This window comes from Enterococcus sp. AZ015 (assembly GCF_050499225.1).
GTDB lineage: Bacteria > Bacillota > Bacilli > Lactobacillales > Enterococcaceae > Enterococcus_D > Enterococcus_D entomosocium.
Window position 1 is genome coordinate 817036 of sequence record NZ_JBMHEX010000001.1, and the last position, 18585, is coordinate 835620.

17 protein-coding genes are annotated in these 18585 nt (G+C 42.4%); 14 read left to right on the forward strand and 3 right to left on the reverse strand.

Annotated elements, in window-relative coordinates; translation table 11 throughout:
• Nucleotides 1-3: 3 nt before the first annotated feature.
• The 7 genes from walK to IGK85_RS03730 all read left to right on the forward strand — a co-directional run bounded on the left by walK (nt 4) and on the right by IGK85_RS03730 (nt 8553).
• Entirely contained in the window at nt 4-1845 is a 1842-nt protein-coding gene (gene walK, locus IGK85_RS03700) for a cell wall metabolism sensor histidine kinase WalK (RefSeq protein WP_008377228.1), read from the forward strand.
• The gene (locus IGK85_RS03705) at nt 1842-3152 is read left to right on the forward strand and encodes a YycH family regulatory protein (protein WP_008377230.1); all 1311 of its coding nucleotides are present in this window, start codon (nt 1842-1844) and stop codon (nt 3150-3152) included. Before walK ends, IGK85_RS03705 begins: the two co-directional genes overlap by 4 nt.
• A complete protein-coding gene (locus IGK85_RS03710; protein WP_005237391.1) occupies nt 3153-4007 on the forward strand; it encodes a two-component system regulatory protein YycI in 855 nt (284 codons plus the stop codon).
• 55 nt (nt 4008-4062) lie between these two features.
• Entirely contained in the window at nt 4063-4869 is an 807-nt protein-coding gene (locus IGK85_RS03715; RefSeq protein WP_005237390.1) for an MBL fold metallo-hydrolase, read from the forward strand.
• Nucleotides 4870-4911: 42 nt separating this feature from the next.
• Nucleotides 4912-5649: a MurR/RpiR family transcriptional regulator gene (locus IGK85_RS03720; protein ID WP_008377233.1), complete on the forward strand. Its 738-nt coding sequence runs from the start codon at nt 4912-4914 to the stop codon at nt 5647-5649.
• A gap of 155 nt (nt 5650-5804) precedes the next feature.
• Complete coding sequence (locus IGK85_RS03725) at nt 5805-7097, forward strand: PTS sugar transporter subunit IIC (RefSeq protein WP_005237388.1); 1293 nt, start codon at nt 5805-5807, stop codon at nt 7095-7097.
• Between the two features lie 25 nt (nt 7098-7122).
• Complete coding sequence (locus tag IGK85_RS03730; RefSeq protein WP_008377237.1) at nt 7123-8553, forward strand: 6-phospho-beta-glucosidase; 1431 nt, start codon at nt 7123-7125, stop codon at nt 8551-8553.
• 43 nt (nt 8554-8596) lie between these two features.
• Here IGK85_RS03730 and IGK85_RS03735 read toward each other — a convergent pair whose 3' ends face one another.
• Nucleotides 8597-9241, reverse strand: a complete 645-nt coding sequence (locus tag IGK85_RS03735; RefSeq protein ID WP_008377239.1) for a CPBP family intramembrane glutamic endopeptidase — start codon at nt 9239-9241, stop codon at nt 8597-8599.
• Between the two features lie 217 nt (nt 9242-9458).
• Between IGK85_RS03735 and groES the strand changes: the two genes are divergently transcribed.
• Both groES and groL read left to right on the forward strand, forming a co-directional pair.
• Entirely contained in the window at nt 9459-9743 is a 285-nt protein-coding gene (groES, locus tag IGK85_RS03740) for a co-chaperone GroES (RefSeq protein ID WP_005225291.1), read from the forward strand.
• A gap of 32 nt (nt 9744-9775) precedes the next feature.
• Complete coding sequence (gene groL / locus IGK85_RS03745; RefSeq protein WP_005237384.1) at nt 9776-11404, forward strand: chaperonin GroEL; 1629 nt, start codon at nt 9776-9778, stop codon at nt 11402-11404.
• A gap of 207 nt (nt 11405-11611) precedes the next feature.
• Here groL and IGK85_RS03750 read toward each other — a convergent pair whose 3' ends face one another.
• The gene (locus IGK85_RS03750; RefSeq protein WP_016610551.1) at nt 11612-11809 is read right to left on the reverse strand and encodes a hypothetical protein; all 198 of its coding nucleotides are present in this window, start codon (nt 11807-11809) and stop codon (nt 11612-11614) included.
• Nucleotides 11810-12210: 401 nt separating this feature from the next.
• Here IGK85_RS03750 and IGK85_RS03755 point away from each other — a divergent pair, with 401 nt between their 5' ends.
• The 3 genes from IGK85_RS03755 to IGK85_RS03765 all read left to right on the forward strand — a co-directional run bounded on the left by IGK85_RS03755 (nt 12211) and on the right by IGK85_RS03765 (nt 14881).
• Nucleotides 12211-12957 carry a YcjF family protein gene (locus IGK85_RS03755; protein WP_016613772.1) on the forward strand — a complete coding sequence of 249 codons (747 nt, stop codon included), beginning with the start codon at nt 12211-12213 and terminating at the stop codon, nt 12955-12957.
• A 98-nt stretch (nt 12958-13055) separates the two neighbouring features.
• On the forward strand, nt 13056-13562 hold the full coding sequence (locus IGK85_RS03760) for a hypothetical protein (protein WP_008377249.1): 507 nt from the start codon (nt 13056-13058) through the stop codon (nt 13560-13562).
• The gene (locus IGK85_RS03765; protein WP_008377250.1) at nt 13562-14881 is read left to right on the forward strand and encodes a glycosyltransferase family 2 protein; all 1320 of its coding nucleotides are present in this window, start codon (nt 13562-13564) and stop codon (nt 14879-14881) included. The genes IGK85_RS03760 and IGK85_RS03765 overlap by 1 nt, the downstream gene beginning before the upstream one ends.
• 64 nt (nt 14882-14945) lie before the next feature.
• On the opposite strand, the gene IGK85_RS03770 is transcribed toward IGK85_RS03765, so the two are convergent.
• The gene (locus IGK85_RS03770; protein WP_008377251.1) at nt 14946-15644 is read right to left on the reverse strand and encodes a GntR family transcriptional regulator; all 699 of its coding nucleotides are present in this window, start codon (nt 15642-15644) and stop codon (nt 14946-14948) included.
• Nucleotides 15645-15843: 199 nt separating this feature from the next.
• Between IGK85_RS03770 and IGK85_RS03775 the strand changes: the two genes are divergently transcribed.
• Entirely contained in the window at nt 15844-17223 is a 1380-nt protein-coding gene (locus IGK85_RS03775; RefSeq protein WP_008377252.1) for a glycoside hydrolase family 1 protein, read from the forward strand.
• A gap of 12 nt (nt 17224-17235) precedes the next feature.
• Nucleotides 17236-18549 (forward strand): PTS sugar transporter subunit IIC, encoded by a 1314-nt coding sequence (locus tag IGK85_RS03780; RefSeq protein WP_005237366.1) that lies wholly within the window; start codon nt 17236-17238, stop codon nt 18547-18549.
• The last annotated feature ends 36 nt before the right edge of the window (nt 18550-18585 follow it).

The window sequence follows — 18585 nt, forward strand, 5'->3', positions numbered from 1 at the left end:
GCTATGAAAAATAAGGTTCGCTTTTTTCAATCGGTGAACTTCAAAATCGCCCTGACTTTTATCTTGATCTTATTGATTGCGATCCAGATTATCGGGGCGTATTTTATTCGCGAATTGGAAAGAACAACGGTCGATGCCTTCAAACGCGACATGGAGGCACGGGCCAGCACGTTAGTGGTGACATTAGGCTCTGAATTGAGTCGCATGGATAATGATGACGGTTTGGATTGGGATTCCATGAATGCTTCCTTGAATCGAATCTTAACGAGTACCAACTCTTCAGAAATTTTGGAGATGCGGGTGGTGGATGAGCAAGGGATTATTCGTGCAACTACCAATATCAATGATCGTGGCTCGGTGGGAGAAAAAAATGATTACCGTGATTACGATACGAACCGCAGTGAAGTCCTTTATGATGAATCCAGCGGACAACGCGTGTTCAATATCGTCCAGTCGATCCAATCACCGACAGGGGATACCGTTTTAGGAACCCTTTATTTACGGAGCAATCTAGAGTCAAAGTACAATGAAGTCAGTACGACGGCGGTCATTTTTGTTACCGCCTCGCTGATAGCGGCAGTGATTTCGATCATTGTGGCACTATTGGTCTCTCGTTCGATTACCCAACCAATTGGAGAGATGCGGGAACAAGCGATTCGCATCGCTAAAGGAGATTATAGCCGCAAGGTCGCGATTCATGGGAAAGATGAATTGGGACAATTGGCGGAAACCTTCAATCAACTAGGGGAACGAATCGAAGAGACTCAAGAGGCGATGGAGTCCGAGCGAAATCGCTTGGATAGTGTCTTATCCCACATGACAGACGGCGTAGTTGCCACCGACCGACGAGGCAAAGTCATAACCATCAATGAGATGGCGATGTCCTTGTTGAATGTCACTAACGAAGAAGCGATCGGGCAGTCGATTTTGACGTTATTGGAAATCGATGAAGAATACACGTTGCGAAAACTTTTGGAGAATCCTGAAGACATGCTTTTGGAACGTCCTAGCAATGATTTGACGGGAACAAATTTGATCTTGCGCATTGATTTCTCCATGATCCGTCGGGAGTCCGGGTTCATTTCCGGTCTAGTTGCGGTAATGCATGATGTCACGGAACAAGAAAAAAATGAGCAGGAACGGCGAGAATTTGTCTCCAATGTTTCCCATGAGTTGCGAACACCTCTAACGAGTATGCGTAGTTACATCGAAGCGCTGAGTGAGGGCGCTTGGAAAGATCCAGAAATTGCACCGAACTTTCTAAAAGTGACCTTGGATGAAACGGATCGGATGATTCGCATGATCAATGACCTATTGAGTTTGTCGCGGATGGATAGCGGCAATTCACAACTGCAATTGGAATATATCAATTTCAATGAGATGGTTAATTTCGTGTTGGATCGTTTTGACATGATGGTGACGAATGAAAGCAAAAAATATCTGATTCGTCGGGAGTTCACCAAACGAGAATTGTGGGTAGAAGTCGATACGGACAAAATGATCCAAGTGATCGACAACATCATGAATAATGCCATCAAATATTCGCCAGATGGTGGGATTATTACGGTGAAATTGATGGAGACTCATAACAACATCGTCCTTAGCATCAATGATCAAGGACTAGGAATTCCGAAAAAAGATCTCACGAAGATCTTTGATCGTTTTTATCGAGTCGATAAAGCTCGAGCCCGCCAACAAGGAGGCACCGGCTTAGGGTTGGCGATCTCACGTGAAGTCATCAAAGCTCATGGCGGTGCGATTTGGGCGGAAAGTCGAGAAAATCGCGGGTCAACATTTTACATTATGTTGCCGTATGAACCGTATGAGGAGGATTGGTGGGTATGAGAATCTCAGAAAAAATCATTCGAGCAGGTTTAATCGTGATGATCGCATTGAGTTTTTATTTCTCCTATATGATTTGGCTAAATCCGACCGGGTTCAACAATGCCAGCACCGAAACAGATACTGGCGTCAATCCTTCGGTTCAAACGTACAAACAAAAAAGCGATTTGTTTTTGCCCCTATATCTAACATGGAATGATGAAGAGGATATCAAAGAAACCAACTCTGAAGCGGTGATTCGAGAGATCCAAGAGGTGATCAACGAGGCAACGATCAGTGATTTGACCCTGCGAACCTATGGTGAAGAACAGGCTTTTTCGAAAGCCCAAGAGGTCGATCAAGGAATATCCTTAAACTACTATACGACATTTTACTTGAAAGATTACGAGAAAACCTTTGATAAAGAACTGTCCTTAGAGGACGAAAGTGAAACAGAGGATTTTCCGTTTTCTCGCATCCAGTTTGATCTCGAAGAAAATACGATCCAATTTGTTGACTTTACCCATCAACGAGTAGTTCGAGGCAAGATCGACTGGGATAAAAGCCAAGTAAAACACTTGCTAGCAGACAATCCTCGGGAATGGACGGCAATGAGGACTGATCAAGAACGATCCAGCAATCAATACTATACGCAGGATTCGATCAAGCTAAAAAAATACAGCTACTATTCTTCGACACAGTCTCAGAGTTTGTTCCGAGAAGCCTTTTTCAGCAATCCTAAAAATGTCAAGATCAATGACGAAAGTGTCGATACCTACTATTATGAAGGTGGGCAAAACATGACGGTCTTGCAAGATCAGCAGCAAGTCAAGTTTGAAACCACCACAGACGGTTCCGATGAAATGGATCTGGCAATGTTGAGTGCGGATTACATTATTCGTCTAGGCAATAACTTTGGGACGATCCGCTATTTTGATCAACAAGACAAACACTTGGATTATCGAGTTTTCGTCGAAGGCTATCCAGTCTTTAGTACTGGCGGCCAGGGGGTGATCAGTGTCGCTTTTTCAGAAAGTGGTCAGACCGGCAGTCGTGAAATGACGATTTCTGCCAGCTTGAATGCGATCCAAGTACCGATTCCTTCTGAAACGGAGATTGAATTGCCTTCTAGTTTGTCAGTCAAAAATGATTTGATTGTGGCCGGGGCTGACCCAGCGTTGTTGCAACAGATCATCGTCGGCTATCAGTGGGGGGAGATCAAAGATGCACCACTGGTTGATTTGACGCCTGCTTGGTATGTCAATTATGACTCTTCTTGGATCAGCTATGATGCATTGATGACAAAATTAGCAGAAACGGAGGGGAATTAATTGGATTTTAAACGAATCGAATGGATTTTTTTCCTCGCTTTTCTTGGTCTGAATGTCTTTTTATTCAATGTTTATAGTGAGGCTCGCAGCGAGCATCAGATGGTTTCACAATCAAACCAAACGATTCCTATCGAACAACGACTCGATTCTGAGGACATTCGGTATTCTGGTGAATTATCAGACGAGGTCTTGAGTGGCTATTATTTGAGCGGTGAACAGACGGATTTTGAGGCAGAACTACGAAATCCGCAACTCAATACTCAGTTCAAAAGAGGGTCGACGGTCAAAGGGCAGCAGTTGATCCATGTCTCAACCAATGGCTTTTATATCAGTGATGATTCTCAAACGGAAGAAACCGTCAATGGTTTCTTGCAACGTAAAGACCAAGTCCTGTTTGGGGATGAATATGACTATTTGGAAAACCTCTCTGTCTTGAACGCCAATCATCCGACGGTGGTGGCGGTCCAGTCGTATGAAGGCATTCCTTTCAATGACAGCTCAAGTCGGATCGATATCACCTTAGAACAAACGGATGATCTACTGCAGATTGCCCGTTATACGCAAACACATATCTCCAATATTACGCCTCTAAGGGAAAAGATGACGGTCTATTCAGAAAAAGAAGCAGTAAATACGCTTTATCTGAACAACAAGCTGCCAAGTCACTCGAAAATTCTCTGGACGGAATTAGCCTATACGATGATTTTGAAGGTTAGGGAAAAAAATGTGTATATTCCTGCATGGTTTATTGCTTTCCAATTAGATGGCGATGACACCATCCAAATCGAAACGGTCAATGCCTTTAGCAATCGGATCATCACGAATAATGCCGTTCAAAAGGTAGAAAATCCATAAAAAAGCGGGTATAATGGAACTCGTTGAAACAACCAGAGAGGAAGTCACGTAAACCATGATGAAGGAAAATGCCTTTCAAGTAAGTATTCTAGCCAGCGGAAGCTCAGGGAATTCGCTCTATATCGAAAGCAATAAAAAGCGGATCTTAGTGGATGCCGGTTTGAGCGGCAAGAAGATCACTTCATTATTGGATGAAGTAGGGCGCAAACCAGAAGACTTGGACGCCATTCTTGTGACCCACGAACATCGGGACCACATCCACGGTGTTGGAGTACTGGCGCGAAAATACAAACTTGATGTCTATGCGAATACAAAAACATGGCAAGCGATGGACCCAATGATCGGTAACGTCGCTGTCGAGCAAAAACATATCTTTGAAATGGGAAAAGTGCTGACCTTGGGTGACTTGGACATTGAAAGCTTTGGCGTCTCTCACGATGCTGCAGCGCCGCAATTTTATCGTTTCCATAAAGACGGCAAATCATTCGTGATGTTGACGGATACCGGTTATTGCAGTGATCATGTGCGAGGCATCATCAAAGGCGCCGATGCATACCTTGTAGAAAGCAACCATGACCTAGAAATGTTGCGAATGGGTCCTTATCCATGGAGTCTCAAGCAGCGGATTCTTGGAGATCGCGGTCACTTATCGAATGAAGATGGCGCACTTGTCATGACGGATATCTTGACCGACAACACCAAACGGGTCTATCTTGGTCATTTAAGTAAAGAAAACAACCTGAAAGAATTGGCGCACTTAACGATGGTCAATACCATGAAAGAACATGATCTAGGTGTTGGAGAAACGTTTGAAGTCTTTGATACCGATCCTGACAAAGCGACGGAATTATTTGCGATCTAATCGATCATCAGAGCGATGAATTTGTTGGGTGGAGGCAGTGGGATGTTTGATGAAGAAAAAATCAAGACTTTGAACGAGCTTGAAATGGCAGTTTATAAATACATTGTCCAGCATTTTGAAGAGATCGATCAGCTGACGATTCGCGAATTGTCAGCTGCATGCCACGTCTCAACGTCGACGATTTTACGATGTATCACGAAATTGGGCTATCGAGGATATTCAGAGTTAAAGTATGCAATCTGTCAAAAAAAGGAACAAGACGCACGAGCGTTTGATCTTTTCTATGATGCAACGATTCAAGTCAATACATTCTTAAAAAAAGTCAATAATGAAGATTACCGTAAGTTTATCCAGCCGGCAGTAGAATTGATTCTTTCCGCACGCCATGTGGCGTTTTCCGGTATCGGCACAAGCGGCATTCTGGGCACCTATGGCAGTCGCTATTTTGCCAACTTAGGCATTAATGCTTATAGCATCGTTGATCCCTTTTTGCCAGTACCGTCTCGTGGAATGGAAAATACGTTAGCAATCATTTTATCGGTGTCGGGTGAAACCATTCAAATGATCAAGCAAACGGAAGACTTCAAACGCTATGGAGCAAAAGTACTCAGCATCACCAATGATGAAAAATCGACGATCGCCCAAATGGCAGACTACAATATATCGTATTATATGCCCGTCGTAAGTGGCGGAAAAGAAGTCGATTTGAACCTGACAACGCAAGTCCCGGTGATTACACTGATCGAACTTTTAGCCCATCAAGTCTACAAGCAAATCTAAGCGATCGTAAAAAAACAGCTTCGGCTGTTTTTTTTGTTGGAACATGTTTCATAACTTAGAAAAGCTATAGGCAAGGGGAATATTATCCATTAAGATTTATTTGTAAGCGAATTCACTGGCCGGTGGATGGAATTTTATTTTAGGAGTGATGTGAGATGAACGAATGGATCAATGAGAAATTATTACCCCCAATATTAAAATTTGTTAATACGAAAGCAATCACTGCATTAAGAAACGGTATGCTTTATACGATGCCCTTTTCAATCGTAGGATCGATTTTCCTGCTATTAGCAAACTTTCCCGTCCAGTCGATTGCGGATTGGGTAACGAATAGTGGCTTAGGTGAATACTTCAACCAAGCCTATGGCGCCTCTTTTGCAATTATGGCTTTTTTCGCCGTAATGGGTATCGCCTATTCGTATGTAAAAGCAGAAGGTTACGAAGGACTCCCTGCAGGAATGATTGGTTTAGTTATTTTCTTATTAACTATGGAGTCAAGTGTAACGGATGCTGAAGCAAATGTGACCATCGCAAATGTCATTGATAAAACATGGACTGGTGGACAAGGCATGATCAGTGCCATCTTAGTAGGGCTTTTTGTGGGTTGGGGCTATACTTGGTTCTTAAAACGCGACATCCGGATCAAACTGCCAGAACAAGTACCGACCAATGTTGCAAACTCATTTACAGCGTTGATTCCGGCAGCTGTTTTGACGACCATCGCATTAGGCATTTATGTTTTCTTTGATAAAGTCTTTCAGACAACCGTGGTCGAATGGATCTACACCGTGATTCAAAGTCCGATGCAAGGTGTGACGGATTCTCTTGGCGGTGCAATGATGCTAGGCTTCTTAGTACCATTCTTGTGGTTCTTCGGGGTTCATGGTTCGACGATCGTGGGCGGCATCATGGGGCCGATTTTACAAGCCAATTCATTAGCAAATACGGCTATTCTTGAATCTGGTAAAGCATTGACATTGGAAAATGGGGGACACATCGTGACCCAACAGTTTTTAGATCAATTTATGACGGTAACTGGCGCAGGAATGACGATTGGCATCGTGCTATATATGGTGGCTTTTGCCCGTTCAGCGCAGTTCAAACAATTAGGACGTCTCTCCTTGATCCCAGCATTCTTTAATATCAATGAACCAATTATTTTTGCGACACCGATCGTCATGAATCCGATCATGGTATTACCATTTATTTTGACACCGATGGTTTCAGGCGTGATCACGTATTTTGCACTTTATACCGGTATCGTACCGTTATTTACTGCTGTGCAAGTTCCGTGGACGACCCCACCGATCATTTCAGGATTTCTAGTAGGGGGCATCCGGACCGCTATTTTACAATTTGTTGTTTTAGCAATCGGCTTCTTTATTTACTATCCTTTCATTCGTAAGGTCGATAGTTTGAACTATAAACAAGAAACAGAGATCGTTTAATACCAAGGAAGCAGGTTGAAAAGAAATGAATAAACTTAGAAACGATTTTTTATGGGGTGGCGCAGTCGCTGCTCATCAATTGGAAGGCGGCTATCGTTCGGGCGGAAAAGGCGTGAGTGTCGCTGATGTCATGACTGTAGGAGGCAACGGAATTCCTCGCCGAATCACGGAAGGTATCCAACCGGGCGAAAGTTATCCCAATCATGAAGCGATCGATTTTTATCATCGGTATCCTGAAGACATCAAGCTTTTTGCCGAATTAGGGTTGAAGTGCTTCCGAACATCGATTGCCTGGACCCGTATTTTTCCAAAAGGTGATGAACGCGAGCCAAATGAGGAAGGCTTGGCCTTTTATGATCAATTATTCGATGAGTGTTTACGCTATGGCATTGAGCCGGTTATTACCCTTTCTCACTTTGAAATGCCCTATCATTTAGTTACCGAATACGGAGGTTGGCGTAACCGTAAGTTGATCGATTTGTTTGTCCGCTTTGCAGAAGTTTGTTTTACGCGCTATCAAAAGAAAGTGAAGTATTGGATGACTTTCAATGAAATCAACAATCAAGCAAACTACAAAGAAGATTTTGCGCCGTTTACCAATTCCGGTCTGTTCTTTACCGAAGGAGAAGACCGAGAAAAAATCATGTACCAAGCAGCCCATTACGAACTCGTTGCTAGTGCGAAAGTGGTGGCGCTAGGGCATGCAATCAATCCTGCGTTTCAAATCGGATCGATGATCGCGATGTGTCCAATCTATCCGTATTCTTGCAATCCCAAAGACATGATGGCAGCCACGGTGGCCATGCAGCGCCGCTATTGTTTTTCAGATGTGCATGCCCGTGGACACTATCCGAGATATATGCGCAGCTATTTTGAGAGAAAACAATTTGATTTAGATATCACCCCTGAAGATGAAGCAATTTTGGCAAACGGCTGTGTTGACTACATCGGCTTTAGTTACTATATGTCTTTTGCGATCAAAGGTAAGGAAAATGATCCAACCTATGACTATGATGAGAGCCAAGATCTGGTGGATAATCCCTATGTTGATGCTTCCGAATGGGGCTGGCAGATTGATCCCGTGGGCTTACGCTACGCCATGAATTGGTTCAACGAACGCTACGAATTGCCGCTCTTCATTGTAGAAAATGGCTTTGGTGCCGTAGATACAGTGGAAGAGGATGGACAGATCCATGATGACTACCGTATTGATTACCTGAAAGCCCATATCGAAATGATGAAAGAAGCAGTAGCTTATGATGGCGTCGACTTATTGGGTTATACACCGTGGGGCATCATTGACTTGGTTTCTGCTGGTACAGGGGAAATGAAGAAACGCTATGGTGTGATCTATGTGGACAAAGACAATGAAGGAAATGGGACCCTTGATCGTCGGAAGAAAGATTCATTTGCATGGTATCAGCAAGTGATTGCGTCCAATGGCATGAAGGTATAAAGAAAAAAACGTTACGCAAAATTTCTGCGTAGCGTTTTTTTCTTTAGGGCATTTGGATATAGCCGTAATGAAGCAACAACTGAATAATAATAACTAAAGTGTTCATTCCCACATGGGTAATCATGGAAGTCCAAATGCTGCCGGTCAAGGCATAAAGCCCAGAAAAGAACAGTCCTAAGAAAATATAGACTAAGAGATGATTGTCATTATGGGCAAAGGCAAAGGCTACAGCGCTGACCACTACACCGACCCAAACATTGCTGTATTTCCCAATGATGCCAACTAAGGCTCTGCGGAAGACAAATTCTTCCATAATTGGTCCACCAACCATTGCCGCGAGGGCGAACAGTGGGTTTTGCAGCACAATAGCAATGATATTTTCGGTATTTTGCGAAGCACTGACTTCACCGAAAAGCGATTCGATAAAAATGGCTAGATTTTGCAACAAGATCGCTGCAATAATACCTGTCAGTCCATAAATAAGAATCGATGAAATTTTTGATCTTTTGTGTTCAAACGATAACGGTTCCGTTTGTTTGAAATACAAGAAAAACATGATCGCAGCACCAACTAAATAACCAATCGTTGTTGCGGCCACTTGATGTCCGCTAGGGATGAAGGCGATCGGTAGAAAAAAGACGATGCCGTAAGTAAGAATCGTGGACAAAGAATATTTTGATAAAGACATAGTTGTTTCCTCACACTCCTTTGCTTCATTATAGACTAGGTTGCTTCTAGAAACAAAAAATCCTACTATTTTTATCAATCAAATAGAAATGCAAAAAAAATTTAGCAAAAGGCTTGCAAAAATTTGGGAAAATGAGTAATATTGAAACTGTAAGTTAGCACTCGATACAAGAGAGTGCTAATACTAAATTCTATAACATTCATTGGAGGGATTTATCGTGTTAAGACCATTAGGTGATCGTGTGATTATCGAAGTCGCAAAAGAAGAAGAAAAAACTGTAGGCGGAATCGTGCTTGCATCAGCAGCAAAAGAAAAACCACAAACGGGTACCGTTATTGCAGTCGGCGAAGGACGCACGCTCGAAAACGGTGAAAAAGCTCCTGTTGCTGTCAACGTTGGCGAACAAGTAATGTTTGAAAAATACGCTGGCACAGAAGTGAAATATGAAGGAACAGAATATTTGATCGTTGCTGCAAAAGATATCATTGCAGTAGTAGAATAAGAAAAATAAAAAATACTTGAGGTGATGAAATCATGGCAAAAGAAATCAAATTTGCAGAAGACGCACGCGCAGCAATGCTTCGTGGGGTAGATAAATTAGCAGATACAGTAAAAGTAACCTTAGGTCCTAAAGGTCGTAACGTGGTTTTAGAAAAATCTTACGGTTCACCATTGATTACAAATGACGGTGTAACGATCGCTAAAGAAATCGAATTAGAAGATCATTTTGAAAACATGGGCGCAAAACTTGTTTCTGAAGTCGCTTCAAAAACAAACGATATCGCTGGTGACGGAACAACGACTGCTACGTTATTGACACAAGCAATCGTTCGTGAAGGATTGAAAAATGTCACCGCTGGTGCGAACCCATTAGGTATTCGTCGTGGGATCGAAATGGCAACAAAAGTGGCTGTAGAAGAGCTACACAACATTTCATCAATCGTTGATTCAAAAGAAGCAATCGCACAAGTTGGTGCTGTTTCTTCTGGTAGTGAAAAAGTTGGTCAATACATCGCTGATGCAATGGAAAAAGTCGGCAATGACGGTGTTATCACTATTGAAGAATCAAAAGGGATCGAAACAGAATTAGATGTTGTGGAAGGAATGCAATTTGATCGTGGGTACTTATCACAATACATGGTAACTGACAACGATAAAATGGAAGCAGCGTTAGAAAATCCATACATCTTGATCACTGACAAAAAAATCTCTAACATCCAAGATATCTTGCCATTGTTAGAACAAATCTTACAACAATCAAAACCATTATTGATCATCGCTGATGACGTTGATGGCGAAGCATTACCAACACTTGTCTTGAACAAAATCCGTGGAACATTCAACGTTGTCGCAGTGAAAGCACCAGGATTTGGTGACCGTCGTAAAGCAATGCTAGAAGACATTGCGATCTTAACTGGTGGTACAGTGATCACTGAAGACTTAGGTCTTGAGTTGAAAGATGCAACCATCGATAACTTAGGTCAAGCAAGCAAAGTGGTTGTGGATAAAGACAACACAACGATCGTTGAAGGTGCTGGTGAAAAAGAAGCAATTGACGCACGCGTTCAATTGATCAAAAACCAAATCGCTGATACAACTTCTGACTTTGACCGTGAAAAACTACAAGAACGCTTAGCAAAACTTGCTGGTGGAGTTGCAGTGATCAAAGTTGGGGCACCAACTGAAACTGAATTGAAAGAGTTGAAATTACGTATTGAAGATGCATTGAACGCAACACGTGCCGCTGTTGAAGAAGGCATGGTCTCTGGTGGTGGAACTGCCTTAGTCAATGTCATCAACAAAGTTGCAGAAATCGAAACAGATGGCGATGCAGCAACAGGTGTCAAAATCGTTTTACGTGCATTAGAAGAACCCGTTCGTCAAATTGCTGAAAATGCAGGCTACGAAGGTTCAGTCATCATCGACAAATTGAAAAACGCTGACTTAGGTGTTGGTTTCAATGCAGCAACTGGCGAATGGGTAAACATGCTAGAAGCTGGGATCGTTGACCCAACAAAAGTAACGCGTTCTGCATTACAAAACGCAGCTTCTGTTGCCGCATTATTGTTAACAACTGAAGCAGTCGTTGCCGACAAACCAGAACCAGCAGCGCCAGCAGCTCCTGCAATGGACCCATCAATGGGTATGGGCGGCATGATGTAAGCAAGCCTTGAGAACTCCTCTTTTGAGGGGTTCTTTTTTTGTACGATCAAAAAATACTTTAACACAGAAAAAGACAAAAAACCTCTCTTCTTAGTATTCTAAGCACCAAAGAATTGGTTCATTGCTTGAATAAAAGGAGAAAGGACTGGTAGATATGATCTATCTGTTTGTCTTGTAAAGGCAGCGTGTTTCCTAAGGAACCGTGAATTACAACCGTTCCCAAAATCCTTGCGCAAAACCAGTAATAAATTCATAAAGAGCCGGCAGTATCACCGAAATACATAAAACGACAAAGACCATTTTCTGAACAGCAGTTAATTGTTTGAGGAAATGGTTTTTTGTGAACAATAAATACGCGATACAGATAACGGCAAGCAGCTGCAATAGATCAAATAAAATGGACAAGAAAATCACCTTTTCTGATTAGATTGAATGGACGATAGAATGATGGATTCTCTCAACATAGAGCAAAGAGTTGAATGATATGGTTCTGAGAAAACGTGAAGATCAACGTTTATAAAGAAACGGTATTTCGACTCCAAAGAATGCGAAGATCCCGCTTAAAAGAAAGTAAGTCAATAAGCCTAGATAAAAAAGGACTTTCCAATTCAATTTCTTTTTCATTCGATCCACTCCTTTTGTGTATCATAGCATAAAAAAACGATAATATAAATAAATAATGTTAAGATGCAAATATGCATTTTTTTAGCAAGTGTAAGCTCTCTCAAGCTACATTTTCGCTATCTTGAAAAACCTGAGCTAAAATAGAAAGAGGAACAAAATCATGGCTCACTTTGATTTTTTAAATGAACAACGAGTCGAAAGAAGGAGACATTTCTTTGAAAAAACCATGGATAAAACGCAAAAAGAAACAAAACGAAAATGAATTATTAACGGAACAGTCCGTTCAAGTCGAGCAAAGTCAAACGGGAGAGGAGCTGCAAGAAGAAGCGGAGTTTACTTCTTTTTTTGCGGATGTCATGATGCGAATGCCGAAAAAATCGGCTGCCCTTGTGATGAAAGGCTATGACGGATCAAAAGCCCAAGCGGAAAAAGTGTTAGCGAAAAGCAAGGATCAATTTGATCAGGTGTTTGAAGAGTTTTTGGTTGGAGTAGATGATGAAACGCGGAAAAAAGCCCACCGCACGATCCATGCGGCTTCTTTGACGGCGGCGATCATCGGCTGTTCACCGATTCCTTTTTCAGATGCAGTGTTACTTGTGCCGGTTCAAATGACGATGATGGCACGTTTGTATCGCATTTTTGGGCGAACGTGGCGTGAAGGGTTAGCGAAGAGTATCTCGAAAGAGTTAGTGGTGGTGAGTTTTGGACGCAGTGCCGTTGGCAATATCTTGAAATTTGTCCCAGCAGTCGGCACCGTTGCTGGAGCTGCGATCAATGCCAGTGTGGCTAGTGGTATCACCGAAGCATTAGGCTGGGTGACTGTCAAGATGCTGAATGATGGGGAAGATGTGTTTGAGCAAGTGATGTCCTTTAAAGGCCAATTTCACACGCTGTTCAATGCGTTGAAAGTTGGCAAGAAATCCAAGTAGGTCAAAAAGAAGAACGAAGCAGGTCCATCAAAAGACGACTTGCTTTTGTTGCTTCTTTTTCTTCACAGCAAAAAAATACTTTTTAAGGAGTGAGTAAAATGAAACAACGAGTGACACGGGAAGAAGTCAAAGAACGGTTGGTCACCGATGCGTATTTTCAAAAAGGTCGTTCTGCTTTGAAGACCCGCCAAACGATTTTGACGATTCTTGCTTGGCTGACGGTCTTGGTTCCTTTTGTCTGGCTGGCCATCCCGCTGACTTTACCGAATCTGGCGGATCGGATCGCCTTTCGGACATATCTTGAAGAAGCAGTGACTTTTGATTTTTTGGCGTTGTTCTTAGGAATTTCGTTTTTGGTCTTGGTTCTGACGTTTACTTTATTGACCTTGAGGAACAACCGCCGCTTCAAACGATTGTTGCAAAAGCAATCGATGCATGACGAAGTTGCCTTAGAAAAACGTAAAGAAGTATTAGAAGCTTTTTACGAAGAACGCTTCGGAACGAAAGAAGAGCGTCACGCTGCCAAGTACTATGCCGTTGCTCCTGAGCAAAACATTGGAGAAACGGAGATCCAAGAACTTTTCCGTAGAAATGGGGTGGGCTGATGGTTGTCAATTTTGATACTGGGTTTCCGTGGTTGGATACATTTTTAACGGTCGTTTTAATGATTCTGTTCACGTATCCGATATTAGGAGGTTTTGCTTGGTTCATCGGGGTGATCTGCAATCGTTTTTTGTTCCGCTATCGTCAATTAGAGTGGATACCAATCCCCGAAGAGATCGAGCCGATGATCACCATTATGGTACCGGCTCACAATGAAGAAGTCGTAATTGAAGACACGATTCATTACTTAATGAACAATCTAAACTACAGCAACTATGAGGTGTTGGTGACGGATGATGGCTCAACGGATCAAACTCCTGTGATACTAGATCGATTGATGGAACAGTACCCGAATCTAAGGGTTTTGCGCATCGAAAAAAACCAAGGGAAAGCCCATGCTTTTAATATTGGTGTAGGGTTTGCTAAAGGGGAATTGATTTTGAGCAACGACGCAGATACGGTCCCTGAACCTGATGCATTGTGGAAATATGTCAATTATTTCATCCGCCAAGATTCCATCAATATCTCTGCCATTACGGCGAATATGGACGTTCAAAATCGCACAACGATCGTCGGGAAATCACAAACCGTTGAATTTTCAAGTATCGTAGGAATTATCAAACGAACCCAGCAAGCCGTTTTCGGCGTCATCTATGCCTATAGCGGTGCCAACACAATGTATCGTAGAGCCGCATTGATGGATGTTGGTCTCTTTCGACAAAATCGTGCCACGGAAGATATCAGTATTGCCTGGGACCATCAATTCCATGGTTGGTTGTCCTTATTTGCGTCACGAGTGATGTTTTTCATGGAGGTACCAGAAACCCTCAAGATGCTCTATCGGCAACGGAAACGTTGGGCGAAAGGCGGGACGGAAGTGTGGTTGACCAATTTTAAAAAAGTTTTCTTACACCCTTTTGAAAATATCGGACGAACCGCCATGTTTGTGGATCAGTCCTTAAGTATTATCTGGTCATTCTTTTTCTGGTTGTCTTCGGCTTTGTTTGTTTTTTATCTGATTTATTATGGGGCAACTGGGAATTACGAGCGGATCTACCATATGTTTACGATGGCCTTTCTCTTCGTGTGTTTTGAGATGATTGCAGGGGTCATGCAGCTATTTACCAGCCTTTTGGCGGATGACAACCGCAGCAAGCTGAAGTATTTCCGCTTTGCCCCTTTTTACATGCTGTTTTACTGGATGATTAATGCCATAACGATCGTCACTACCTTTATTCCAGCCGTCAAAACCATCCTTGGCTACGGTAGCGGCGTTTGGGTCAGTCCCGAGCGAACGGCGAAAAAAACCGAAGAATCTTAACGAGTTCACCTTTCCTAGACAATAAAAACAAGTCTGAGTTTTCTTCAGGCTTGTTTTTTTGCCATTAAGGTTCAGAAAGATAGTAAATCTCACGATTTTGGTAAGGATAACGAGTTTGCGAAAATTCGAAGGGACGCCCGTCGGAGAGACGAGCAACTTGTTCTAATTCTAAGATCGGATCTTTGGGATCGACTTCTAAATATTTGATATCATAGGAATCTGCTTTGTCGGCACGGATTTTACGTATGGCGGGACCTATTTTGAGGTGTAAGGAATCAGTGATATATCGATAGATCGAGTGTTCAAGGATCGCCATATCAATATCGGGAATGGTTTTGATGGGCATGATCGTGTACTCTAATTCAAAGGGTTCGTTATCAACATAGCGCAGTCTTACGATATCATAAACAGGTTCGTTTTCTCGCAAGGACAAGTAATCCATTTCGTTGGCTTCTGGGAAGCGAACATTGAAACTAATGATTTTACTTTGCACTTTATGCCGCCCGCCATATCGGTTGACTAAACCGATATACTCATTGATCTGTCCTTGGTAGGTTGCTGAATTGACATAGGTGCCATGACCTCTTTTGGTGGAAATCAGGCCTTCTTGCTTCAGTTGATTTAGCGCTTTTTGGATCGTCATTCGCGAGGTTTGAAATCGTTTGGCTAACGCAGTTTGTTCCGGTAATTTTGATAAAGCTGGAAAAACACCTTCATAAATGTTCGTCCGCAACTGATCAACGATCTCTTTGTATTTTGTCATAGTCATCACTCCTTATGTAAAGTAATTCATGGACTTGAGTTTTGTTTGAAGGGGATAAAAACAAGGTATATCATTAAAGAATCAACTGAAATTCATATGTACAGAAAAAGCTTTACATGTGTTCTCGAAAAATTTACATGCCGATTTCACCTAATTATAATAGGTTTTGTAAGCGAATACAAATGATGGAGGAATCAATATGACGACATTTTATTGGGGAAACAGTGTCAGCAGTATGCAGACAGAAGGTGGATGGAATGAAGGTGGTAAAAGCTTATCCGTTTATGATATACGGGAAGCTTCGGAACAGGCTAGCGATTGGCATGTAGCAAATGATAACTATCATGCGTATACAGAAGATTTTGATTATATGAAAGATTTGGGGATGAACATGTATCGTTTTCAAATTTCTTGGTCAAGGGTCGTTCACGATGGAGATGGTGCCTTTAATGAAGAAGGGATCGCCTATTACGATCGTTTTATTGATGATCTGTTAGCTCGAGGAATCGAACCTATGATTTGTTTGTACCATTTTGATATGCCCCTACATCTGGCGAAAACCTATAACGGTTTCATCAGCAAAGAAGTGAAGGACGCATTCATTCGCTTTGGTAAAGAAATGGTGGATCGTTTTGCGGATAAAGTCCATTATTGGTTAACCTTTAACGAACAAAATCTTTTCCACCAAGACCATGGTTTTAAGATCAGCGGCTATTTAGAAGGGGAAGAAACAACAGAAGAATTGTATCAAATTTTCCACAATGTCATGGTTTGCCATGCAGAGATCTGTAACTATCTTCATGAAACAACAAATGCGAAGATTGGCGGCATGCTGGCGTATTCTGAAGCGTATCCAGCGACTTGTCGTCCACAAGACATCAAAGCAGCAAGAGAGTTTGATGAATTTGCGAATTTTACTTTATTAGATTGCTATGCGCACGGCAAGTATTCGGCAGCACAAGACCGATACGTGAAAAATCATCAACTCAATATGAATATTTTACCTGGGGAATTAGAAGCGATCGCAGCGCAGAAAAATGATTACATTGCCTTTAGCTATTATGCTTCTTCTACCTTGAACGCTGAAAAAATCCCTGAAGGAACGCCGCCAAATCGGTACATGACTTTTGGAAAACAAGACAATCCGTATATTGAAACGACGGAATGGAATTGGCAAATTGATCCGCTCGGCTTCCGTGATGTCTTAAATAAAGTCTATCAGCGGTACCGGTTGCCAGTGTTTCCGATTGAAAACGGAATTGGTGTCAGAGAGCATTGGAATGGCAACGAACCGATTCAAGATGATTACCGGATTGCCTACCATCAAGAGCATATTCGAGCGATGTTTGCAGCGATGGTGGAAGATGGAGTGGTCTGTCTTGGTTATCTTGGCTGGGGACTGATCGACATTTTGAGCTCTCAAGGTGATATGGAGAAACGATACGGACTTGTGTATGTCAATCGTGGCAATCATGAGTTGCGAGATATGAAACGTGTGCCGAAAAAATCGTATGAATGGTTCAAAGAAGTGATCAAAACGAATGGTAGTACGATCTATACAAACCCATATGCAGAATAGGAGGAACAGAAAATGGCAGCAGAAAAGCGCACGTTTTTAGATAAATTTACAGAGTTTTCGGTCCGTCTCGGCAATCAGGTTCATCTCAAAAGTCTTCGTGATGCGTTTGCGACCTTAATGCCTGCCTTTATTATCGCAGGGATCGCTGTGTTGTTTAATAATGTCTTCTTTCCGTGGTTCTTAGAAGGGGCTGCCTTGGCGCGAATGCAAGTGTTTGGCAATTCCATCACCAATGGAACATTGAATATCGCCGGTTTGCTGATTGCTCCGATGATCGCCTACTTCCTTTGTCGCAACAAAAATAATCCAAGCGCTATCAATGCAACTTTTGTGGCAACGACTTGCTTAGTGGTCATGTTGGCGATGGCTCATGCCGTGATGCCAGAAGGCGCCCAAGCAGAAGTGACCATCAGTGGTGTGATGCTGTTTGATGATGTCGGGACCAAAGGGATGTTTTCTGGAATCATTTGTGGGTTAGTTGCCACGGAATTATTTATTCGACTGTCAGAAAACAAGCACTTAAAAATCAATTTAGGGGATCAAGTTCCTCCTGCCGTCAGCAAATCCTTCAGCACGTTGATCCCTGCTATTTTAGTGATTTCTTTCTTTGCCTTAGTTGCGACCGTGCTAGCAGCCTTTGATACCGATCTGATTCAAATCATTTCCACAGTGATCCAAGAACCACTGCGTTTATTGAACACATCGATTTTTGGGTTCTTGATCATCTATTCAACGGGCAACTTTCTGTTTACTTTAGGCATTCACCAAACCGTCATCAATGGCACCTTATTAGATCCATTGCTGTTAGTCAATATGAATGAAAACATGCAAGCCGTGCAGGACGGTGCTGCGCCGCCCAATATCTTAAATTCAGCATTCGTGACGGTTTTCGCACAACTAGGCGGGACTGGATTTACGATCAGTTTGATCATTGCAGTGCTCTTATTCGTCCGCAATTACCAACCTTTTCGGGATGTCGTCAATCTATCCTTAGCTCCGGGTATTTTTAATATCAACGAGCCAATCATCTTTGGTTTACCGATCGTCTTCAATTTACCAATGATCATTCCCTTCGTTGCAAGTCCAATTGTTGCGACGTTGATTGGCTACTTTGCTACCGCAGTAGGATTCATTGAGCCACTTTCAGTCATGGTTCCTTGGACGACACCGCCAATTCTTAGTGCATTATTGGCATCAAAAGGGGATTTCAAAGTTGTTTTGGTTCAGGTGATCATCATCGTCGTCTGTGTAGCAATCTATTTTCCATTTCTAAAAATCGCTCAACGGGTTGCAATCAAATCTGCTGAATTGGAGCGGGCAGAATAAAAAAAGGGAATCCTATATTATAGTGACCTACAAAAG